The sequence below is a fragment of the Lentzea sp. NPDC051208 genome (assembly GCF_040682435.1).
Classification (GTDB): Bacteria; Actinomycetota; Actinomycetes; order Mycobacteriales; family Pseudonocardiaceae; genus Lentzea; species Lentzea kristufekii.
In genome coordinates this window covers 32688-53747 of record NZ_JBFBAW010000037.1, presented here as the reverse complement: position 1 = coordinate 53747, position 21060 = coordinate 32688, and the positions used below count along the sequence as shown (strand labels likewise).

At 69.2% G+C, this 21060-nt stretch carries 24 protein-coding genes; 13 read left to right on the top strand and 11 right to left on the bottom strand.

Annotation, left to right across the window (positions count from 1 at the left end; all coding sequences use genetic code 11):
* Positions 1-213: 213 nt before the first annotated feature.
* Entirely contained in the window at positions 214-624 is a 411-nt protein-coding gene (locus tag AB0M48_RS44685; RefSeq protein WP_319983258.1) for a DUF3151 domain-containing protein, read from the bottom strand.
* Positions 625-926: 302 nt separating this feature from the next.
* On the opposite strand from AB0M48_RS44685, the gene AB0M48_RS44680 reads away from it, so the two are divergent.
* Complete coding sequence (locus AB0M48_RS44680) at positions 927-2051, top strand: hypothetical protein (protein ID WP_363855180.1); 1125 nt, start codon at positions 927-929, stop codon at positions 2049-2051.
* On the opposite strand, the gene AB0M48_RS44675 is transcribed toward AB0M48_RS44680, so the two are convergent.
* Entirely contained in the window at positions 2022-2402 is a 381-nt protein-coding gene (locus AB0M48_RS44675) for a helix-turn-helix domain-containing protein (RefSeq protein ID WP_363855177.1), read from the bottom strand. The genes AB0M48_RS44680 and AB0M48_RS44675 overlap by 30 nt on opposite strands.
* 84 nt (positions 2403-2486) lie before the next feature.
* On the opposite strand from AB0M48_RS44675, the gene AB0M48_RS44670 reads away from it, so the two are divergent.
* Positions 2487-3320, top strand: a complete 834-nt coding sequence (locus tag AB0M48_RS44670) for an NAD(P)H-binding protein (protein WP_363855175.1) — start codon at positions 2487-2489, stop codon at positions 3318-3320.
* 68 nt (positions 3321-3388) lie between these two features.
* Here AB0M48_RS44670 and fbaA read toward each other — a convergent pair whose 3' ends face one another.
* The gene (fbaA, locus tag AB0M48_RS44665; RefSeq protein ID WP_363855172.1) at positions 3389-4423 is read right to left on the bottom strand and encodes a class II fructose-bisphosphate aldolase; all 1035 of its coding nucleotides are present in this window, start codon (positions 4421-4423) and stop codon (positions 3389-3391) included.
* A 157-nt stretch (positions 4424-4580) separates the two neighbouring features.
* Between fbaA and AB0M48_RS44660 the strand changes: the two genes are divergently transcribed.
* The gene (locus AB0M48_RS44660) at positions 4581-4865 is read left to right on the top strand and encodes a DUF427 domain-containing protein (protein ID WP_363855169.1); all 285 of its coding nucleotides are present in this window, start codon (positions 4581-4583) and stop codon (positions 4863-4865) included.
* Here AB0M48_RS44660 and AB0M48_RS44655 read toward each other — a convergent pair.
* Entirely contained in the window at positions 4855-5637 is a 783-nt protein-coding gene (locus AB0M48_RS44655; RefSeq protein ID WP_363855166.1) for a TIGR03620 family F420-dependent LLM class oxidoreductase, read from the bottom strand. The genes AB0M48_RS44660 and AB0M48_RS44655 overlap by 11 nt on opposite strands.
* 38 nt (positions 5638-5675) lie before the next feature.
* Here AB0M48_RS44655 and AB0M48_RS44650 point away from each other — a divergent pair, with 38 nt between their 5' ends.
* On the top strand, positions 5676-6602 hold the full coding sequence (locus AB0M48_RS44650) for an aldo/keto reductase (protein ID WP_363855163.1): 927 nt from the start codon (positions 5676-5678) through the stop codon (positions 6600-6602).
* 45 nt (positions 6603-6647) lie between these two features.
* Entirely contained in the window at positions 6648-7499 is an 852-nt protein-coding gene (locus AB0M48_RS44645) for an SDR family oxidoreductase (RefSeq protein WP_363855160.1), read from the top strand.
* On the opposite strand, the gene AB0M48_RS44640 is transcribed toward AB0M48_RS44645, so the two are convergent.
* Complete coding sequence (locus tag AB0M48_RS44640) at positions 7489-7770, bottom strand: YciI family protein (RefSeq protein ID WP_363855157.1); 282 nt, start codon at positions 7768-7770, stop codon at positions 7489-7491. The genes AB0M48_RS44645 and AB0M48_RS44640 overlap by 11 nt on opposite strands.
* Before the next feature lie 40 nt (positions 7771-7810).
* Between AB0M48_RS44640 and AB0M48_RS44635 the strand changes: the two genes are divergently transcribed.
* The 5 genes from AB0M48_RS44635 to AB0M48_RS44615 all read left to right on the top strand — a co-directional run bounded on the left by AB0M48_RS44635 (position 7811) and on the right by AB0M48_RS44615 (position 11514).
* Entirely contained in the window at positions 7811-8374 is a 564-nt protein-coding gene (locus AB0M48_RS44635; RefSeq protein WP_030477748.1) for a SigE family RNA polymerase sigma factor, read from the top strand.
* A gap of 141 nt (positions 8375-8515) precedes the next feature.
* The gene (locus AB0M48_RS44630) at positions 8516-9424 is read left to right on the top strand and encodes an ROK family protein (protein ID WP_363855153.1); all 909 of its coding nucleotides are present in this window, start codon (positions 8516-8518) and stop codon (positions 9422-9424) included.
* Positions 9424-10575, top strand: a complete 1152-nt coding sequence (nagA, locus tag AB0M48_RS44625; RefSeq protein WP_363855150.1) for an N-acetylglucosamine-6-phosphate deacetylase — start codon at positions 9424-9426, stop codon at positions 10573-10575. Before AB0M48_RS44630 ends, nagA begins: the two co-directional genes overlap by 1 nt.
* A 4-nt stretch (positions 10576-10579) precedes the next feature.
* The gene (locus tag AB0M48_RS44620) at positions 10580-10774 is read left to right on the top strand and encodes a hypothetical protein (RefSeq protein WP_363855147.1); all 195 of its coding nucleotides are present in this window, start codon (positions 10580-10582) and stop codon (positions 10772-10774) included.
* A 17-nt stretch (positions 10775-10791) separates the two neighbouring features.
* Positions 10792-11514, top strand: coding sequence for a VTT domain-containing protein (locus AB0M48_RS44615; protein ID WP_319983271.1), 723 nt, complete (start codon positions 10792-10794; stop codon positions 11512-11514).
* Positions 11515-11549: 35 nt separating this feature from the next.
* Here the strand turns inward: AB0M48_RS44615 and AB0M48_RS44610 are convergent, their stop codons facing one another.
* Positions 11550-12143, bottom strand: a complete 594-nt coding sequence (locus AB0M48_RS44610) for a TetR/AcrR family transcriptional regulator (protein ID WP_363855144.1) — start codon at positions 12141-12143, stop codon at positions 11550-11552.
* A gap of 107 nt (positions 12144-12250) precedes the next feature.
* Between AB0M48_RS44610 and AB0M48_RS44605 the strand changes: the two genes are divergently transcribed.
* A complete protein-coding gene (locus tag AB0M48_RS44605) occupies positions 12251-13099 on the top strand; it encodes an alpha/beta hydrolase-fold protein (protein WP_363855141.1) in 849 nt (282 codons plus the stop codon).
* Between the two features lie 65 nt (positions 13100-13164).
* Positions 13165-14592 carry an amidohydrolase family protein gene (locus tag AB0M48_RS44600; protein ID WP_363855137.1) on the top strand — a complete coding sequence of 476 codons (1428 nt, stop codon included), beginning with the start codon at positions 13165-13167 and terminating at the stop codon, positions 14590-14592.
* Here the strand turns inward: AB0M48_RS44600 and AB0M48_RS44595 are convergent, their stop codons facing one another.
* Positions 14593-15963 carry an FAD-linked oxidase C-terminal domain-containing protein gene (locus AB0M48_RS44595; RefSeq protein WP_363855134.1) on the bottom strand — a complete coding sequence of 457 codons (1371 nt, stop codon included), beginning with the start codon at positions 15961-15963 and terminating at the stop codon, positions 14593-14595.
* Between the two features lie 322 nt (positions 15964-16285).
* Between AB0M48_RS44595 and AB0M48_RS44590 the strand changes: the two genes are divergently transcribed.
* The gene (locus tag AB0M48_RS44590; RefSeq protein ID WP_363855131.1) at positions 16286-16954 is read left to right on the top strand and encodes a DedA family protein; all 669 of its coding nucleotides are present in this window, start codon (positions 16286-16288) and stop codon (positions 16952-16954) included.
* Positions 16955-16982: 28 nt separating this feature from the next.
* Here AB0M48_RS44590 and AB0M48_RS44585 read toward each other — a convergent pair whose 3' ends face one another.
* The 4 genes from AB0M48_RS44585 to AB0M48_RS44570 are packed head-to-tail and all read right to left on the bottom strand — an operon-like array spanning position 16983 to position 21059.
* On the bottom strand, positions 16983-17399 hold the full coding sequence (locus AB0M48_RS44585; protein WP_363855129.1) for a peptidase inhibitor family I36 protein: 417 nt from the start codon (positions 17397-17399) through the stop codon (positions 16983-16985).
* 52 nt (positions 17400-17451) lie between these two features.
* Complete coding sequence (locus AB0M48_RS44580; RefSeq protein WP_363855126.1) at positions 17452-19566, bottom strand: helix-turn-helix domain-containing protein; 2115 nt, start codon at positions 19564-19566, stop codon at positions 17452-17454.
* Positions 19567-19614: 48 nt separating this feature from the next.
* Positions 19615-20250, bottom strand: coding sequence for a nucleoside/nucleotide kinase family protein (locus tag AB0M48_RS44575; RefSeq protein ID WP_045315649.1), 636 nt, complete (start codon positions 20248-20250; stop codon positions 19615-19617).
* Positions 20214-21059 carry a PfkB family carbohydrate kinase gene (locus tag AB0M48_RS44570; protein WP_363855122.1) on the bottom strand — a complete coding sequence of 282 codons (846 nt, stop codon included), beginning with the start codon at positions 21057-21059 and terminating at the stop codon, positions 20214-20216. Before AB0M48_RS44570 ends, AB0M48_RS44575 begins: the two co-directional genes overlap by 37 nt.
* Between the last annotated feature and the right edge of the window lies 1 nt (position 21060).

Genomic DNA, 21060 nt, shown 5'->3' with positions numbered 1-21060 from the left:
GCGCCCCCGGGGTCTCCCCCCCCAGCCCCCCCCCATCATTATTTCCCACATTCGCATGGTTTTCCACGGCCCCCCCGCTTTTCGTCCGCTTGACACCCCTTCTCTCATGTGGCCCGCTCTCGGCTCGGCTCGTGACGGGACCCACCGCCAACGCAACCCTCTGAGCAACCGGCGGCCGCCCGACGCAACAGGCCGCCCGCAAGCCGGGACGCGTCAGACCAGCCCGAGCGCCCCAGGAGCCTCAGGATCAGAGTCAGCGAGGAACTTCGAGCAGCGATCCCACTCCTCATCCTCCCCGATCTCCCGGGCAGCAAGCGCCAACGCAGCAAGAGCCCTCAAAAACCCCTGATTGGGCCGGTGCGACCAAGGCACAGGCCCAAACCCCTTCCACCCAGACCGACGCAACTGGTCAAGCCCACGGTGGTACCCAGTCCGGGCATAGGCGTAAGCAGCAACAGGATCCCCAGAGTGCAAAGCACGCTCAGCCAACAGAGCCCAAGCCTCAGAAAAATCCGGATAAGCCCGAACGATCTTGGCAGGATCAGTACCGCCATCAGCAGCAGCCTGCGCCTCAGGACGTTCGGGAAGACGAGTCGGCTCGGGCCCGAGGAGGTTCTCAACCATGCGCCCCATCGTGCCCCATCCCCAGATCCGGGCTAGATGAACACCCTCAGATGAACATCCTCAGCACGGTGGCCACCACGGCCAGCATCAGCACGGTGACGAGCACTCCGGCGATGATCCGCTGCTTCGTGGTCGCCTTGTAACTGTCGGTCGCGTCAGAGCTCATGGCCGTGCACCTTGCCGAGCCCGCCCGTCGAAGTTCAACTTCGTTCACTCCATCGTGCACACGAATTGGAAATATCAGGGTAAAACCAGGGGCGTTCCGCCTACCTGGACACCACCGGTCAGCTCATGATGTGCGGATGGTTCAGGGGGTTAGGCAGTTCCGCGACCAGTACTGGGAGCGGGGCGAGCCCGGCAGGGAGACACCGGCGACGCTCACGAAGCAGCTCTACCAGCTGTGGCTCGTCGGTCTCCTGCTCAAGTTGATCGGGTCGTCGTGGGACGTCTCGTGGCACTTCAAGTGGCTGCGTGACGACCTCGCGCCGCCGCACCTGATCAACACGGTCGGCACCGTCATCGTGGTCGGGCTGACGTTGTTCCACACGTTCACCGGCTACGGCGGCGACAAGCCGACCATCCGGCTGATGCAGGTCGGGTGCGGGATCTTCCTGGTAGCCCTGCCGATCGACATCATCAACCACCGGGTCAACGGGCTCGACATCACGAGCTGGAGCGGGTCGCACGCGCTGCTCTACCTGGGCACGGCGGTGATGCTCGCCGGCGCGATCCGCGGGTGGATGAAGTACTTCCCCGAGGGCAACGCACGGACGTTCGGGCTCGTCGCGCTGTGGTTCTTCTTCCTGGAGAACGTCTGGTTCCCCAACCAGCACCAGGAGTACGGCGTGCGCGCGTTGCAGGCCTACGACGACGGCAAGGCCGAGGCCGAGCCGATCCTGCTGCAGTTCGCCGCCGACCAGCTCGGCGTGCCGGTCGGGCGGGAGGCGGTCGTGCACTTCGCGCTGCCCATCGCGGACTGGGTCTACCCGGTGTGGGGGCTGGTCGCCGCGGCGCTCGTGCTGGTCATCGCCCGCCGGACGATCGGACGGCAGTGGGCCGCCACCGCGGTCGCGGCCGGGTACGTCGCGTACCGGTGCCTGATCTGGCCGCTGCTCGCGGGCATCGACTTCCCGAAGTCCGCGGTGCCGCTGTTCCTGATCCTCGTCGCGGTCGCCATCGACGCGGCGCACGCGGTGAAGATGCCGACTCCCGCTGCCGCCGTGCTCGGGTCGGCGGCCGTCACGACGGTCGGGTACGTCGGCATCTGGTTCCAGCAGGAGTACCTGTGGGGGCCGCCCATCTCGTTCTCGTCGGCGGCGGTCACGGCCGTGCTGCTGGCGGTGTTGTGGACGGTCGGGGACATGGTGGTCCACCGGCCGAGGACGCAGCTGACCGCGTCAGGGCTGAAGATCGGCCAGCTGCGCTGACAGCCGGCTGGTGATCCGGCCGAAGAGGTCGGCCAGCGGCTCGCCGACGTCCCGCCCGAACTCGGTCAGCCCGTAGGTGACCTGGGGCGGGGTCGTCGGCTCCACCCTGCGCCAGACCAGGCCGTCCTCGACGAGCCCGCGCAGGGTCTGGGACAGCATCTTCTCGCTGATGCCGCGGATGCTCTCGCGCAGTTCGAAGAACCTCAGGTCGTTGGTCTGCAGGGAGATCAGCACCCAGATGCCCCACCTGCTGGTGACGTGGCCGACCATCTCGCGCGCGGGGCAGTCGGTGTGAAACACCTCATACCGCTCGGTTGCCCCGGACCGCGTGAACTGAGTTCCGACCGCCATGTCCGGAGCTTACCTCCAGGTACGTCCTTACAGAAAGTAAGCCCAGTTCCTAGCGTCGTGCCCACATCGACGAAGGAGCTGGACATGATCGTGGTGACCGGGGCGACCGGGAACATCGGGCGACCGCTGACGAGGGCATTGGCCGACGCCGGCGAGCAGGTGACGGCCGTGTCGCGGCACGTCGCCGAGGTGCCGGACGGGGTGCGCCACCAGGTCGCGGACCTCGCCCGTCCGGAAACGCTCCCGCTGGCCGGCGCGAAGGCGTTGTTCCTGCTGCTGTCCGGAGACCTGCACGCCGCCGGGGCCGACCCGGCGGACGTCGTCAGGCAGGCGGTCGCGGCAGGGGTGCGGCGCGTCGTGCTGCTGTCCACGCTCGGGGTGAAGACCAGGCCGTTCGGCGCCACGCGCATCGCGATGAGCGCGCTGGAGGACGTGGTGCGGGAGTCCGGGACGGACTGGGCGATCCTGCGGCCGGGCGGTTTCGCGTCCAACGCCCTGTGGTGGGCCGAGTCCGTCCGCGCGAACCGGGTGGTCGCCGCGCCGTTCGGCGACACCGGGGTGCCGATCCTGGACCCCGCCGACATCGCGGAGGTGGCGGCGGCCTGCCTCACGGACGACCGGCACAACGGCGCCGTCCACGAGCTGACCGGCCCGGAGGTGATCACGCCCCGCGAGCAGGCCGCGGCCATCGCGGCGGCGCTGGGCGAACCGGTGCGGTTCCACGAGCTCACCCGCGCCGAGGCCAAGGCCGGTATGGAACAGCTGATGCCCGGCGAGCTCGCCGACGACACCCTGGACATCCTCAGCTCGCCGACGCCGGACGAGCTGCGCGTGAGCCCGGACGTCCAGGCGGTCCTGGGCCGCGCCCCGCGCTCGTTCGCCGACTGGGCCGCACGCAACGTCGAAGCGTTCCGCTGACCCGCAAACGCACGCGGGGACCTTTCGTACTCACATGCAGTACGAAAGGTCCCCGCGTGCGGTGAAAGTCAGCCCGCGATCATGCGGCCCGACGACTTGAGGTGCTCGCACGCCTGGGCGATGCGGGCGGCCATCGACTGCTCAGCGGCCTTGAGGTAGCTGCGCGGGTCGTAGGCCTTCTTGTTGCCGACCTCGCCGTCGATCTTCAGCACACCGTCGTAGTTCGAGAACATGTGCGCCGCGATCGGACGGGTGAACGCGTACTGCGTGTCCGTGTCGATGTTCATCTTGATGACGCCGTACGACACGGCCTCGTGGATCTCCTCGAGCAGCGAGCCGGAGCCGCCGTGGAAGACCAGGTCGAACGGCTTCGAGCCGGCCGCGAGGCCGAGCTTCTCCGCCACGACGTCCTGACCCTGCTTGAGGATCTCCGGGCGGAGCTTCACGTTGCCCGGCTTGTAGACGCCGTGCACGTTGCCGAAGGTCGCGGCGAGCAGGTAGCGACCCTTCTCGCCCGCGCCGAGCGCCTCGACGGTCTTCAGGTAGTCGTCCGCCGTCGTGTAGAGCTTGTCGTTGATCTCGTTGTCGACGCCGTCCTCCTCGCCACCGACGACGCCGACCTCGATCTCGAGGACGAGCTTCGCCTTGGCGGAGAGGTCGAGCAGCTCGCTCGCGATCTGGAGGTTCTCGTCCAGCGCGACGGCCGAGCCGTCCCACATGTGCGACTGGAAGAGCGGGTTGCCGCCCTTGTCCACCCGCTCCTGGCTGATCGCGATCAGCGGACGCACGTACCCGTCGAGCTTGTCCTTCGGGCAGTGGTCGGTGTGCAGCGCGATGTTGACCGGGTACTTCGCGGCGACGACGTGCGCGAACTCCGCAAGCGCCACGGCGCCGGTCACCATGTCCTTGACCTTGGTGCCCGAGGCGAACTCGGCACCGCCGGTCGAGACCTGGATGATGCCGTCGCTCTCAGCCTCGGCGAAGCCGCGCAGAGCCGCGTTGAGCGTCTCCGACGACGTGACGTTGATGGCGGGGTAGGCGAACTCGTTCGCCTTGGCCCGGTCCAGCATCTCCGCGTAGACCTCGGGAGTTGCGATGGGCATCGGTGGTCCTCCTCAGGCGCCCTGAACGGGTGTCGACTCGCATCCTACGAGGCTGTGTCACGGGGCCGGCGCGGTGGCCGCCATCACAGAGTGATCGATCAAGTGGCAGTTGACCAGCCGATCTGCGCTACCGGCCGGTAGGGGGATAGTGGATGACATGGCAACCGCTCAGTGGAACGGCAAGATCATCGCTTCGAGCGACGACACGGTCGTCGTCGAGGGCAACCACTACTTCCCCCTGGAGTCCGTCGATCCGGACGTCCTGAAGCCGACCGACCACACCTCGCACTGCCCCTGGAAGGGCGATGCGAACTACTACTCGTTGCAGGTCGACGGCGCCGAGAACACCAACGCGGCCTGGTACTACGCCGAGCCCAAGGAGGCTGCGGCGCAGATCAAGGGCCGCGTGGCGTTCTGGAAGGGCGTCGAGATCAGCGCCTGAGCCCGAGGGCCGACGCCAGTTCCGCGTAGTGGCCGTTCAGCGACTGGACGGCCACGTGGTCGGCACCCGCGTCGACGTGCGCCTGCAGCTTCGCGGCCACCTGGTCCGGGTTGCCGTGCGCCACCAGGGCGTCCAGCAGACGGTCCGACCCCTGGACGTCCTCTTCGGTGAACCCGTACCGGCGCCAGTTGTTCACGTAGTTGGTGAGCGTGAAGTAGATCGCCAGCTTCTCGCGCGCGATGGCCCGCGCGGCGTCCGGATCCTCGTCGACGACGACGGTCACCTCGGGCGCGAGGAGCTTGTCGCCGACCGCCTTGCGCGCCTCGGCGGTGTGCTCGACCGGCACCAGGTACGGGTGGGCGCCCGCGGTCCGGTCGGCGGCGAGCTTCAGCACCTTCGGGCCGAGGGCGGCGAGCACCAGCCGGTCGGCCGGCACGTCGAGCCGGTCGAGGTAGGACACGAGCTTCTCGTAGGGCTTCTCGTAGGCCTGGTCGAGCTGCCGGTGGCCCGCGCCGACGCCGAGCAGGAACCTGTCGCTCGCGAGCCGGTGGAAACCGGCGGAGATCGCCTCCGGCTCGGTCTGCCAGACGTTGGTGATGCCGGTGGCGATCGTCATGGACGTCGTGGCGTCCAGCGCCTGCTCCACCAGGGCGATGTCCGGCGAGGCGCCGATCCAGAAGGCGCCGTAGCCGAGCGATTCGAGCTCCGCGACCTCGCCGATCTTGTCCGCCCACTCGTGGTGCGAACCCCAGACCCCGAACGTTCCCAGCATCCGAACCCCAATCGTCGTGGCGGACTACCTTTCGCAGTATGCCGATCTTGAGCACCACCGACCTGTCCGTGTCACGCCTCTGCCTGGGCGGCAACGTGTTCGGCTGGACCGCAGACGAGGACCAGTCGTTCGCGGTGCTCGACGCCTACGTCGCGGCGGGCGGGAACTTCCTCGACACCGCCGACGTGTACTCGGCCTGGGCCGGCGGCAACTCCGGCGGCGAGTCGGAGGCCATCATCGGCAGGTGGCTGGCCAGGCGCAGCGACCGCGACCAGATCGTGGTGGCCACGAAGGTCGGCATGCTCGCCGGTTTCAACAACCAGAAGCGCGACACGGTGCTGACCGCCGCGGAACGCTCGTTGAAGCGGCTCGGCGTCGACCACATCGACCTCTACTACAACCACCTCGACGACCCGAACACGCCGCTGGAGGAGACGCTGGCCGCCTATGACCAGCTCGTCCGCGACGGCAAGGTCCGCTACGTCGCCGCGTCCAACTTCTCCGCCGGACGGCTCGCGAAGGCACTGGAGATCCAGGAACGCGAGGGCTTCGCGAAGTTCGTGGCGCTGCAGCCCGAGTACAACCTGGTCAGCCGCGACGCGTTCGAGGGCGGTCTGCAGGACACCGCCGCGTTGCATGACCTGGCGACCGTGCCGTACTGGTCGCTCGCCAAGGGTTTCCTGACCGGCAAGTACCGGCCGGGCGTCGAGGTCGAGAGCGCACGGGCGGGCGCGGCCTCGAAGTACCTCGACGAGCACGGTCTGCAGGTGCTCGAAGTGCTCGACGAACTGGCCGAGACGCACGAGACCACGGTCGCGGCGGTCGCCCTCGCGTGGCTCGCCCAGCAGCCGACGGTGGCCGCGCCGATCGCGTCCGCCCGCACGTTGGAGCAGCTCAGCGACCTGCTGCCACTGCTGACCCTGGAGCTGACCCAGGCCGAGGTGGATCGCCTCAGCGCAATTTAACTTGCCAGTAGCTTACCGGGAGTAGGTTGCGTTACCGTGACGAGCATGGACGTCACGGGCAAGGTGGTACTGATCACCGGCGCGGCCAGGGGCATCGGCGCCGAGGTGGCGAGGCAACTGGCCGGGCGCGGGGCTCGTCTCGCGCTCGTCGGGCTGGAGAAAGCCCAGCTCGAAGAGGTCGCGCGGGAGACCGGCGGCAAGGCGTGGGAAGCCGATGTCACGGACTGGGACGTGCTCGACCGCGTCATGAACGAGGTCGCGGCCCACTTCGGCGGCATCGACGTCGTGGTGGCGAACGCGGGCATCGCGGCCACCGGGTTCGTGCGCTCGATGGACCCGAAGGCGTTCGAACGCGTCATCGAGGTCAACCTGCTCGGTGTGTGGCGCACGGTTCGCACGGCGCTGCCGCACCTGATCAAGAGCCGCGGCTACTGCCTGGTCGTCTCGTCGCTCGCGGCGATCGTCCACATCCCCGGCAACGCGGCCTACTCGGCGGCGAAGGCGGGCTGCGAAGCGTTTGCGGACAGCCTCCGGGCCGAGGTCAGGCACCTGGGCGTGGACGTCGGCACGGCGTACTTCTCGTGGATCTCCACGGACATGGTCAACAGCGCCGACGAGCACCCGGTCTTCGGCAAGCTGCGCCAGGGCATGCCGGGACTCGCGAGCAAGAAGTACCCCGTCCGCAACGTCGGCAGGGCCGTCGTCAGGGGCATCGAGAAGCGGGCGAAGGCGGTCCACGTCCCCGGCTGGGTCGGCGTTCTGAAGTACTTCCGCGCGTTCACGCCGGTGGTCGTGGACCGCCAGGCGGTCGAGGAGGTGGCCGACGCCGACCGGCAGATGGCCGCGAGCGACACGTCAGGCCTGGTCGGGCCGGGCGGGCAGGCTGCTAGCCGTTGAGCCAGGAGCCGAGCAGCGCGTTCCACTCGCGGATGCGCCACTCCGCGACGTTCGCGGGCGTGTAGGGGTCGGCGGCGATGATCTCCTTCACGGAGGCTTCGTCCGCCGCCTCGTAGATGATCAACGCGCCGGTGTCGTCCGCGTACGGACCTGAGGCGAGGACCACGCCCTTCTCGGCGAGAGAGGTGATGTACTCGCGGTGTTCGGGGCGCACCGCGAGGCGCTTCTCGCGATCCGGGCCGAACACCAATTCCACTGCAAAGCGGGCCATGCCTCCACCGTAGTGAAGCTGACCGGTACCGTCCTACCTTGTGGTTGGCGAAGAAACACCGCGCACCGTGCAGGACACCCTGACCAACCTGCGAATCAAGGACGGCGTCGCAGGACCTCCCACAGGGCCCCTCACGCTCGAAGACCTGTACAAGCAGCACCGCATGCGCCTGGTCAGGCTCGCGCTGCTGCTCGTCGACGAGCCTTCGACGGCCGAGGACGTGGTTCAGGAGGCCTTCACCGGCCTGCACCGCAACTGGAAGGGTCTGCGCGACTCCCAGGCGGCCGTCGGCTACCTCCGCACGGCCGTGGTCAACGGCTCCCGCAGCGTGCTGCGCCGGCGCAAGACGGCCCGCGACTACACGCCGCCGCACGTGGCGAACGCACGTTCGGCCGAATCGCTCGCGATGCTGACGGCGGAGCACCAGGCCGTGGTCAAGGCGTTGCAGCAGCTTCCGCCGCGCCAGCGCGAGGTGCTCGTGCTGCGCTACTACGGCGACCTGTCCGAGGCGGAGATCGCCGAGGCCACCGGCATCTCGAAGGGCACCGTGAAGTCCACGGCTTCCCGTGCCCTGGACGCCCTGCAGAAGATCATGGCGGGCTGAGCCCACCAGGCAACAAACTTCACCGTTTCCCCAGTTGAGGCCGTTTTGCCCGATGCGGGCGGTTTCAGCCAGTAAGACCACGCGCCCAAATCGGTACTTGGTATAGACCAATAGGCCTCCCATGCCGCAGGATCAGTTCCCGTGGCACGCAGACACGTGGTCGCCGTTGACATCGGTGGCACCGAAACCAAGGCGGCGCTCGTCACCGGCACTTCGGAGTCGGTCGCGGCGGAGAAGCACGCGCGCCGGGCGACTCCCGGCGAGCTGGCGCCCCTCCTCGACGTCATCGCCGAACTCGTCGACGAGCTCCGCAACGCCTCCGAGCACGAGATCGACGCCGTGGGGATCGTGGCGCCGGGCATCGTGGACGAGGCCAGCGGCGTCGGGGTGTACACGACGAACCTGCCGTGGAGCCAGTTCCCGTTCAGCGCGGTCATGACCGAACGGCTGGGCGTGCCCGTCGCGTTCGGCCACGACGTGCGCGCCGCGGGCCTCGCCGAATGCCGCATGGGTGCCGCCAAGGACCTGCGCAACGCGGTGATCATGCCGATCGGCACCGGGATCGCCGGCGCGCTGCTGCTGGACGGCAGGATCTACAGCGGCGAGGGCTACGCCGGTGAGATCGGACATGTGAACGTCGGCCACGGCGTGCCGTGCGCCTGTGGCCAGATCGGCTGCGTGGAGACGGTGGCGTCCTCCGCGGCGATCGCCCGCCGGTACACCGCGCGTACCGGCACCCCCGTCAAGGGAGCCGCTGAGGTCGCACTCAGGGTGAGGGACGGGGAGCAGGACGCCGTCGCCGTGTGGCACGAGGCCGTGGACGCGCTCGCCAGGGGGATCCTGGTGCTGGCGACGCTGCTCGGTCCGGAGGCCGTGGTGCTCGGCGGTGGGCTCGCACTGGCAGGAGACCTGCTGGTGGATCCCTTGCGGGAAAGGCTGGACGGCCTGATCGCCTTCCAGCGCCGACCGGAGCTTCGGCTCGCGGCGCTCGGCGACGAGGCGGGCTTCCTCGGCGCGGCGCTGCTGGCCATCGACACGCTGGAGGCGTGATGAGCACGTGGGGTGGACCGGTCGACGTGATCCTGACCGGTGGTCGGGTCGTCACGCCTGGTGGAGTGCTCGAGAACGGGTGGGTGAGCGTTCGCGACGGCAGGATCGCCGCGGTCGGTGAGGGAGCGGCACCCGAAGGCCCGGTGACCGACGTCAGCGGCTGCACGGTCGTGCCCGGATTCGTCGACATCCACTGCCACGGCGGTGGCGGTGACGCGTTCACCAGCAGCGATCCGGCGAAGGTCCGCAAGGCCGCGTCTGCACACCGCCGGCACGGCACCACGACGTTGCTGGCCTCGCTGGTCTCGCGGCCGGTGCCGGAACTGGCCGACCAGGTGTCCGCTCTGGCCGAGCTGACCCAGGAGGGCGTGGTCGCGGGCATCCACCTGGAGGGCCCGTTCCTGTCCGCCGCACGCTGCGGCGCGCACGACCCGGCGATCCTGTGCCCGCCGGAGCAGACCTCGGTGACGAAGCTGCTCGACGCGGGCAAGGGCACCGTCCGCATGATCACCATCGCACCCGAGCTGGAAGGTGCGGTCCGGGCCGTGCACCAGCTCGTCGACAACGACGTCATCGCCGCCATCGGCCACACCGACGCGACCGAGGCGCAGGTCCGCCCGGCCGTCGACGCCGGCGCGTCGGTGGCGACGCACCTGTTCAACGGCATGCGCCCGCTGCACCACCGCGAGCCCGGCCCGATCGGCGCGCTGCTGGACGACGACCGCGTGACCGTCGAGCTCATCTGCGACCTGGTGCACCTGCACCCGACCGCGGTCCGTCTCGCCGCGCGGCACGCGGGCCGCAAGCGCACGATCCTGATCACCGACGCCATCGCGGCCGCCGGTGTCGGTGACGGCGTGTACGACGTCGGCGGCCTCGAAGTGCGCGTCGTCGACGGGGTGCCGACGCTGGCCGGCGGTGCCGCACTGGCCGGCAGCACGCTCACCATGGACATGGCGTTCCGCAACGCCGTCAACTCGTGCGGGCTGACGCTCATGGAGGCCGTGCACGCGACGTCGACCCGTGGCGCCGAACTCCTCGGCCTCGACACCGGCAAGCTTCAGCCGGGTTGTGCGGCGGACATCGTCGTCCTGGATGCAGAATTGAAGCCGAGGGACGTGATGGTCAGGGGCGAGTGGGTCAAGGACTAGGTGCATGGCGGACGATCCGGAACGACTGGTGACCGACGCGTTGCGAGCGCAGGCGACCAGTACGAATGCCGGATTTGTCGCGCATGCCCCAATCGCCGATGAACCCCCCTCGCCGATGCCGGTGTGGTGGATCCTCGGTCTCGCGTTGTTGTTGGGGCTGGCAGCGGGCACGGTGGCCGCAGTGATCACCCTGAGCTGACCTGTACCGTTGTCGCCGTGACGATTGCATTGGGCCCTGACTGGCTGGACCCCACCGTTCTGCTGAACGGGCTCGGCCCGTACATGCTCATCGGGTTGTGCCTCATCATCTTCGCGGAGTGCGGGCTCCTCGTCGGTTTCTTCCTGCCGGGCGATTCGCTGCTGTTCACGGCGGGTCTCTTCGTCGCGGCGGGCACGATCGACACCCCGCTCTGGCTCGTCTGCGTGCTGCTGACGGTGTGCGCGTTCGTCGGCAACGTCGTCGGCTACTACATCGGCCAGAAGGCCGGTCCCGCACTGTTCAGCAAGCCCGAGTCGAAGATCTTCAAGAAGGAGTACGTCGACAAGACGCAGGAGTTCTTCGACAAGTACGGCGCGCGCGCCATCGTCCTCGCCCGGTTCGTGCCGATCGTCCGCACGTTCATCACGGCGATGGCCGGTGTCGGCAAGATGGACCCGAAGAAGTACTTCACGTACTCCGCGATCGGCGGCGTCGCGTGGGCCGCGGGTCTGACGATCCTGGGCTACTTCCTCGGCCAGGTCTCCTTCATCAAGGAGAACCTCGAGATCACGCTGCTCGCCATCGTCTTCCTGTCGATCGTGCCGATCATCATCGAGGTGATCAAGGCGCGCAGGGAGAAGAAGTCGCTGCTGGAGGAAGAGGCGGACGACATCACGCAGGTCATGCAGGCAACGCTGCAGGACGACTCGACGCAGATCATCCCCCGCGTGGAGCGCTGACCCGCCGGATCACCGAACACAGCGAGGCCCGCCTGTCACGACAGGCGGGCCTTTTGCTTCGTTCGCGACCCTCCCAGGCCCAGGATCAGCGCGAGCGCGTCCTCCGAGCACACCCCCGGCGTCAGCACCTCCTGCAGCAGCAGGCCGCGGATCGCGGCGACGGCGACGGTGGCCCTGGTCAGCGCTTCCCCGGCGTCGAGCCCTTCGCGCTCCGCCAGCGAGGCCAGCATGCTGGTGAGGTCGTCCAGCGACGAGATGAACTCGCGGAAGTCGTCCGGGCTGTACGCGGCCAGCCCCACGACGTGGAAGAACCCGCGGACGCGCGACAGCTGCTCCGGGCGGGTGTAGGCCCGCCAGATCGCCAGGACGAGGTCGTCGAAGGTGCCGTGCCCGGCGTCCCGGAACAGCGCCTCGTTGTCACGGGTCCGCTGCGCCGCGAGCAAGGCCGCTAGAACGCCCGTGAGCGACCCGAAGTGGTACCGCAGGAGCGCGTGGCTGGTCCCGGCCCGGGCCGCGATCTCGCGGAGTGAGGCCTCCGGTGGCGGAAGGCCGTCGTCGAAGACGTCGAGCAGACGCGCCAGGAGGCGCTCGCGTGCATCGCCGTTGCGTGCCGTGCTTGACAGGACCACGCCCCTAGTTTATCCATTGGACAAGGTATTTATCCAATGGAAAACTGGTTCGGTGAGCGGCTCGACGCCGTGGTCGTCCAAGCCGGACGTGTTGTGAAGGACCTCCGATGAGCACCATGTGGCACGGCTGCCTGGCCGACACCGACTACTTCGAGCTGCGTTCCAGCGGTGGGCACGACTACGGCGTCTGGGTCACCACGCCGCCGCGCTACGACCCCGCCACGGCACAGGTGCCCGTCGTGTACGTGCTGGACGGCAACTGGGCGGTGGGCATGACGGCCCCGCTCATCGTCACCCAGCAGGACCCCATGCAGCGGATCAAGCCGTACATCCAGGTCAGCGTGGGCTACGCGGGTGAGGAAGCAGAGCACTGGGCGAGGCTGCGCAACAGGGACCTCGTGCCACCCGGCGAGCCCGTCGCCCAGGAGTTCCTCGACGCCGTGGAGATGGGAGTCCGGACGGGTGCGATGACCCGCGAGGAAGCCGACGCCTACCTCGACGAACTGCGAGACACCCGTGGCGATGCGTTCCTGAGCTTCCTCACCTCGGAACTACATCCTCGGATCGAACGCGACTACGGCACGGCCACGAGCGGTCACGGCCTCTTCGGCTACTCCTACGGCGGACTCTTCAGCCTCTACGCCTGGCTCACCGGCACCACGCTCTTCGAGACCATCGGAGCGGGCAGCCCGGGCGTCGCCAGCGAGAGCAGCCAGGTCTTCGCGCAGATCGACGAGCTGGGCGACCAGCCGGCCAAGCTGCATCTGACCTTCAACGACCGGGAGATCCTCGGGAACGTGCCCGTCTACCAGAACCTCACGAAGAACGCGGCCACCGTCCTGCACCGCCTCACCGCCCGCGGCGCGGCCGTCACCAGCGAGGTGCTGCGCGACACGCACGTGACCGGTCTGCAGGCCTCGTTCCTCAGCTACCTCAGGACCTGCCGTGCCGCGTGACCGCCAAAACGCGCTGCTCGAAAGGATTTGAGTCTCACGCAACGTCAAGGTGTTGGTTGAACCGCATGACCGACACGACTCGACGTGAAGTGCTGGGATGGCTGGCCGGGCTCGGTGCGGCAGCGGGCGCGGGCCTGCTGCCGGGCCGGGCACAGGCTTCGATCGGCGTCACCGCGGTGCGCGGCGTGACGCTCATAGACTCGTCCGGCGTCCGGCCCGGCTCGACCATCGTGCTGGCGGACAACAGGATTCTCGCCGTCGGCCCGTGCGACCTGCCGTTGCCGCGCGGTTCCACGGTGCTCGACCTCAACGGCAAGTTCGTCATCCCCGGCCTGTGGGACATGCACGTGCACGGCGCGTTCATGGACCGGATTACTTTGCCGCTGTGCCTGGTCAACGGCGTGACGGGCATCCGTGAGATGTGGGGCTTCCCGCCTATCTACGAGCTGCGCGAACGGATCGAGCGCGGCGAGGTGTTCGGCCCCAGGCTGGTGGTCGGCAGCATGATCATCGACGGACCGCACTCCACGCTGCCCGGCGCGGTGATCGTCAGCACGCCCGACGAAGGCAGGCAGGCCGTGCGGAACGCCCAGGGCGCCGACTTCGTGAAGGTGTACTCGTACCTGGACCGTCCGACGCTCGCGGCCATCGCCGACGAGTGTTCGCGGCAGGCCATCACGTTCGCCGGGCACTGCTCGAACCACGTGCCGCTGGGCGACGCGAGTGACCTGGGGCAGCGCACGTTCGAGCACATGTACGGCCTGCCGCTCGCCACCAGCACGCGGGAAACCCAGCTGCGCCAGGCGATCGCGGACCTGCCGCTCGACCCGGCGGACCCGTTCGCGTGGTTCAGGCGAGTGCTGGAATTCGAACGGCAGGCGACCCTCTCGCACAGCCGGAGCAAGGCTCTGCAGCTGGCGAAACGGTTGCAGCGCAACAACTCCGCGTTGTGCCCGACGATGGTCGCGATGCGGGTGTACTCCAGTCCCGCGGACAGGTTCGCGGACGATCCGCGGATGAAGTACATGCCGGCGTTCTACCGGGACCTGTGGCGCGACAGCCTCACGCGGTGGGTTCCGGTGACACCGCAGGAGATCCGGCAGCAGGCCGAGTTCTTCCGGCGCCGCCAGGAGCAGGTCGCCGAGATGCACGCGCACGGCGTCGAGATCCTGCTCGGCACGGACGCCGGCAACCCGTACTCGTTCTCCGGCTTCTCGGTGCACGACGAACTGGAGCTGCTGGTCGAGGCGGGCCTGTCGCCGAAGGCGGCGTTGCAGGCCGGCACGCGGGGCGCGGCGCTCAAGCCCGGCGAGGCCGCGAACCTCGTCGTGCTGGACGGCAACCCGCTGTCCGACATCCGCAACACGCAACGGATCCACACCGTGCTGACGCGGGGCCGCGTGCTCGGTCCGGACGTGCGGCGGCAGATGCTCGCCGAGGTGGAGAAGGCAGCTCAGGAACCGTTCCCCACTGTGCAGCAGACATGCTGCTGACTAGAACATCGAGCCGGGGTTGAACAGGTTCTCCGGGTCCAGCGCGCGTTTGATCTCGCGGTGGACCCGGAGGCCGACCGGCCCGATCTCCTTCGCCAGCCACTCGCGCTTGATCTTGCCGATGCCGTGCTCGCCGGTCACCGTGCCGCCCAGCGCGAGCCCGACCGCGAGGATGTCGTCGAACGCCTTCTGGGCGCGGGCGAACTGGTCGGCGTCGGTGGGGTCGTAGACGATCGTCGGGTGCATGTTGCCGTCGCCCGCGTGGCCGACGACGGCGATCTTGAGGCCGACCTCCGCCGAGATGTCCTCACAGCCCTGGATGAGCTCGGCGATGCGGGTGCGCGGCACGCACACGTCGTCCGTCAGCCACGAGCCGTAGATCTCCAGCGCGGTCAGCACGGCCCTGCGCGCGGTCAGCAGGTCGCGGCCCTCGTTGACGTCGTGGGTCGCGTAGACGAGATCGGCCTCCAGGCAGATCTCCTCGATCTTCTGGAGCTCGTGCCGGGCCTGCTCGCCGCCCGCGTCCGACTGGCAGATGAGCAACGCCGCGCAGCCCGGCCCGGCACCCAGCTCGGTCTTCAGGTACTGCTCGACGGCCTCGATCGAGGTGCGGTCCATGATCTCCATCAGCGACGGCACCAGGCCCTCGCGGACGATCCGGCTGACCGCGGCACCCGCCGTGGCGGTGCTGCTGAACGCCGCGACCAGCGTGGCCGGGGCCTGCGGGAGGGGCTTGAGCGCCAGCGTGGCCTTGGTGATCACGCCGAGCGTGCCCTCGGAGCCGATGAAGAGCTTGGTGAGGTCGTAGCCCGCCACGCCCTTGACCGTGCGGCGGCCCGTGCGCAACACCTCGCCGTCGGCCAGCACGACCTCCAGGCCGAGCACGGAGTCGGTGGTCACGCCGTACTTCACGCAGCACAGGCCGCCGGCGTTGGTGGAGAGGTTGCCGCCGATCGTGCACCAGTCGTAGCTGCTCGGGTCCGGCGGGTAGAAGAGGCCGTGCTTCTCCACCGCGCCGCGGAGGTCGAGGTTGACCACGCCCGGCTCGACGACGGCGAGGCGGTTGTCGGTGTCGATCTCGACGATCGCGTCCATCTTGGTGGTGACCAGGACGACGCAGCCCTCGATGGCGTTCGCCGCGCCGGAGAGACCGCTGCCCGCGCCACGGGGGACGATCGGGACCCCGTGGCTCGCGCAGGCCCTCACCACCGCCTGGACCTGCTCGGTGTTCAGCGGGAACACCACCGCCAGCGGACTGCCGTGCGGCGCCAGCGGCATCATGTCGCGCTGGTAGCTCGCGGTGACGTCGGCGTCGGTCAGGACGCCGGAATCACCCACAGCGGTGCGGAGTTCAGCGAGCAGACTCTCCATGTCTCCCACGCTAGTGTCCCGAGTCGGAAATCCGCCTGCTGTTTCGCGCCGCACGCGGGGCCCTTTCGTACTGTCATGCCGCACGAAAGCGCCCCGCGTGCGGCTGAAGCACGGCGCGGATGAGGTGGTGTGCTATTGGTGGAGCGACTTCAGCGGCGAACGTGCGGCGCGGCACGCTAGTCCGATTCGGCTGGTTCACTCGATGGTGATCTCGACCGAAGGGAGTTCACGCAGTGACTCAGCGTGCTCAATCCAGATTTCGCCCACCCGTCAGTCCGAAGTCGCCGTACCGCCGGCGCGGCACGACGTAGGCTGGCTCACCGTGGCGCATGCTTTCGCCTCGCTGGAGACCGCGGGTCCGGTGGCCGTCTGGGTCATCGTGCTGAGCTTCATCTTCGTCGAGTGCGCTTTCATCTTCGGGCTGTTCCTGCCCGGTGACTCGCTGCTGTTCGCGGCCGGCGTGGTGCTGGCGACGCACAACAGCGAGTTGTCGGCGTGGCTGCTGTCCCTCGCGGCTCTGATCATCGCCGTCGTCGGCAACCAGGTCGGGTACTTCATCGGCCGGGGCACCGGCACGCGCGTGCTCGCCCGCAAGGGCGGCAAGGTGCTGAACCGGCAGAACCTGAAACGCGCGGGCGAGTTCCTCGACCGGCGCGGCTTCTGGGCCGTCGTGCTCGCCCGCTGGATCCCGTGGATCCGCACGCTGGCACCGATGATCGCGGGCGCGGCCAGGATGGACCTCAAGCGGTTCACACTGGCCACGACCATCGGTGCCATCGCCTGGGTGCCGACGCTGGTGCTGGCCGGCTACTACGGTGCGGGCATCCTGCAGCAGCTCCCGTGGCTCGAGACCGCGGCGATCGTCGTCAGCGTCGCGTTCTTCCTGGGCGGCACCGGCTGGGGCATCTGGCGCTACCGCCAGGAGATGGCGAAGCCGATCGACGAATCCAGTGACGACCTGGAGCACATCAGCCACCCGCAGGCGCGCTGATCCGTCAGAGGAACGGGTGCGACGCGTTCTAGATGAACCTGTGTGACGCGTTCTCGTAGTAGGTGTTGACGAGGTTGCGGCAGCTGTTGGCCGGAACCGTGTCGAACGCGCCGCCGTAGTTGCTGTTGAAGTACACGCGGATGTCGCGGTTGGTCGTGTTGCACACCGACGCGGCGTTGTTCTTGACGCACTGCAGGTAACCCGCCGCATTCGGCTTCTTGAACTCGTAGCAGGTCGGCTGCGAGTCGCCGTAGTTCGCGATGTTCCCGGTGAAGTCCGAGAGCGATCCGCCGAGGGCGCTGAAGTGGTAGAGGCAGATCTCGTTGTCGTTGCACACGCCGTCGCGTACCGCGGCCGAGGCGGCGGGCGTGGCGACGGCGACGGCCACGGCGGCGAGTGCGCCGGCGACGACCGTCCTGGCGAGTTTCCTCGAGAAGTTGTTCATGTCGTTGATGGTTGCGAGAACGCAAGGACCTCAACAGCGACAACCTCTACGATCAACCTCCACATTTCGCGAGGTGCTGCCGCAGGCTCGCCTGCCGTCTCAGGTCACCGTGCCGCTCGGCGATGCCGAGGCCGAGGCGCAACGTCTCGGCCGCCCTCGCCCGGTCCCGGCGCAGCAGGTGCACCAGCCCCAGCTCCTCCAGGCTCGCCGCCTCGCCCGCCGCGTCAGCACCCTCGCGGAACAGGTGCAGGCTCCGCGCCAGCGCCGTCGCGGCTTCCTCGGTCCGGCCTGACCGGCGGTGCAGGGCACCGATCCGGTGCAGCACGCCCGCGCACCCGCGGTCGTCGCCTTCGAGAGAGCTGAGCCGCAGGCTGTCCTGGTAGCAACGGAGCTCGCGCGCGTGATCTCCCCTCTTGCCGTAGGCGCTTCCCAGGTGTTCCAGGACTGCGGCCTCGACGCACTTCAGTCCCAGCTCACGCGCCAGAGCGAGGCTCTCCTCACCCGTCTCGACGGTCTCCATCACCTCGCTGAGGTTGGTGAGGCAGACCGCAACGCCGTTGGTGTCGCCCAGCTCCCGGAACCCCGCCAGAGCGCGGCTCAGGTGGCCGGCGTCGCTCAGCGCGACGCCCAGGTCCATCTCGAGGATCGCGTGCGCCAGCGGCTCGCTCGCCGCGGGCAACGCCAGCCCGCACATCTCGGCCCAGTCCTCGCGATGGCCGCGGCTCAGGTAGTACGGGAACAGGCCCGTCGCGAGCCGGACCAGCGCCCAGGCCGGCACACCGGGCGTCCGGCAGAGGCCGATCAGGTGCGGGCGGTGCTCGTCGAGCCACGCGAAGGCCGCCGCGGCCGTGGCGAAGTCCGGTGCGCCCTCCGCCCACGCCGGATCGGCCCAGGTCCCGCGGAAGCTGTGCGGCACGGCCAGCGCCACCGACCGCCACGCCACCGCGACGAACAGGCCGGCGACCCTGCCGAGCGCCTCGGGGTCCGCGGGCTGTTCGCGCGCGTAGGTCCGGACGAGGTCGTGCATCCGGTAGCGGCCGGGCGTCGTGGCCTGCACCAGGTGCAGGTCGGCCAGCCGTTCCAGCACCAGCTCGGCGGCCAGCCCGTCCACGTCGAGCAACCGGGCCGCGACCGGCAGCGACACGTCCTCGAAGACGCCGAACAGCGTGAACGCGCTCTGGTCCGCCGGCTCCAGCTGGTCGACGGACACGGCGAAGCTCGCCCGGATCCCCGCGTCGTCGCGGTCCAGTTCGTCGAGCCTGCGCACGGCCAGGCGGCGTGCGAGGTGGGCGAGCGGCCAGGCGGGGCGGGACGCGAGCCGGGCACCGGCGAGGTGGACGGCGAGCGGCAGCCGTCCGCACTGCTCCACCACCTGCACCGCCGACGAGGGGTCGGCGCTGGTCCGTTCCGGTCCCGCGTAGGCCGCGAGCAGGTCGAGCGCCTCGTGTTCGGGCAGCACGTCCAGCCTCAGGTGACGGGCCTGCGGCAGGGTGTCCATGGCCCGGCGGCTGGTCACGACCGTCGCACAGCCCGCGGTGCCGGGCAGCAGCGGCTGGATCTGGCCGGCCGTCGCCGCGTCGTCGAGCACGAGCAGCACCCGCTTCCCTGCCACTGCGGACCGGAACCGCGCGGCGGTCTCGGCGAGCGTCCCGCCGTGGTCGGGCCGGCCGAGCGCGCGCAACAGCTGGCCCAGCGCGTCCTGCGGCGGCAGGCTTGCACGCAGGTCCAGGTAGAGATGGCCGTCCGGGAAGAGCTCACCGACGCGATGGGCGACGTGCAGAGCCAGCGACGTCTTGCCGACGCCCGCCATGCCCGCGACGACCACCACGCCCGACCGTTCGACCAGGCCGGTCAGCTCGGCGACCTCGGCCTCCCGCCCGGAGAACCGCACCGGCGCGGCGGGCAGCTGCCGGACCGGTGCGCACGGCGTGCGGCGAGGTGCGGGCGTGCGGGCGGCGGCCGCGGCGAACTCGGCCCGCTCGTCCCCGCACAGGCCGAGCGCGTCGGCGAGCCGGAGCACCGTGGCGCGATGGGGATGCCGGCGATCACCCCGTTCCAGGGAGCCGACGGCCTGACCGCTCAGGCCCGCCTTCTCGGCCAGCGCCTCCTGGGTGAGCCCGGCGGCGATCCGGTGATGGCGCAGCAAGATTCCCAGCGCAGAGTCCATGTTCGTTTCCCCCCGCGGGATGCACGCGCGCGCTGCCGATCCGGTTGCCTACAGGACCTCGGTGATCAGCAGGTCCGCCGACCCCTTCGACGAGTTCACCATCAGCGCGTTGACGTGGTCCGTGCCGTGCAGCACCCGTTCCTCCGCCTCCGACAAGGTGCGCCCGTACCGCAGGTGCCGGTCGATCAGGCGCTGCACGCGCACGTCCTCGTCGATGAACAGGAACCACGCCTCGTCCAGGATGATGCGGACGCGTTTCCACTTGTCGTAGTTGAGCAGCAGGTAGTTGCCCTCGGTGACGACGAGCGGGACGTCCGGGTGCACCGGCACGGCGCAGGCGATCGGTTCCTCGATCTCGCGGCGGAACTCCGGCGCGTAGATCATGTCCGGGCCGCACGCCTTGATCCGGCCGAGCAGGTCCACGTAGCCGGGGATGTCGAACGTGTCCGGGGCGCCCTTGCGCTCGACCAGCCGCAGCCGTTCGAGTTCGCTCTGCGCGAGGTGGAAGCCGTCCATCTCCACCAGCACGGCCTGGCCGTCGAGTGCCTCGACGAGCCGCCGCGCGAGTGTCGACTTGCCCGAACCGGGTGCGCCGCCGATGCCGAGAATCTTGCGCTCACCCTGATCGGTGAGTACCCGAGCCCGCTCTAGCAGCTCGTCGAACCTGACCTGCTGTCCTGCCACCGTGCCAGCTCCTCAACCCAGTCCCCGACCGCACCGACGCGAACGGCGGCCGCCTCCGACGCGAAGCCGATGGCGTCCACCGGGTCCGCGCCTGACGCCAGCGCGTAGGCGTACGCGCCGTGCCAGACGTCGCCGGCACCGTTCGTGTCCTTCACCGCCACCGCGGGGACGGGCAGCTCTCCGGTCGAGCCGTTCCGCGACCAGGTGACCGGCTCCGCACCGTGCGTGCGAATGACCAGCGGCACCCCGCAGGAGTGCACCTCGGCCTCGGACCGCTCGAACCCGTGAGAGCAGGCGGCCACGTCCACCAGCGGCAACAGGTGATCGAGGACAGGTTTCCAGCTCCCGGCGTCGAGCACCACAGGCAATCCCAGGGCTTTCGCCCGCCGGGCGGCCGGGATCGCCAGGCCTTCGTGGTGTCCGTCCAAGAGCACCACGTCCGCACCGGCCAGAAGATCAGACAAATCCGGCGCCGTCACCGGCACCGACGCGTTCCGGGAAACGACCGTGCGCTCCCCATCGGCGTCTCTGACGACGACCATGCTCACGGGCGTCGTGCCCGGCACCGCGGTCACTTGGACCGGGTCCAAGGAGGCCCTGACGAATTCACCCAATGCGTCGGCACCCAGTGCGGTGAGCAACGCGGACCTGCCGCCCAGTGCCGCGACCGCACGGGCCGCGTTGGCCGCCGGACCACCGGGTGACAGCACGGCGCCCAGCGAGCGGATCTTCTGCCCGGGATCCGGGAACTCGTCCACCCTTTGGGTCACGTCGAGAGTTGTGAGCCCGACACACAGCACGGCTGCCATC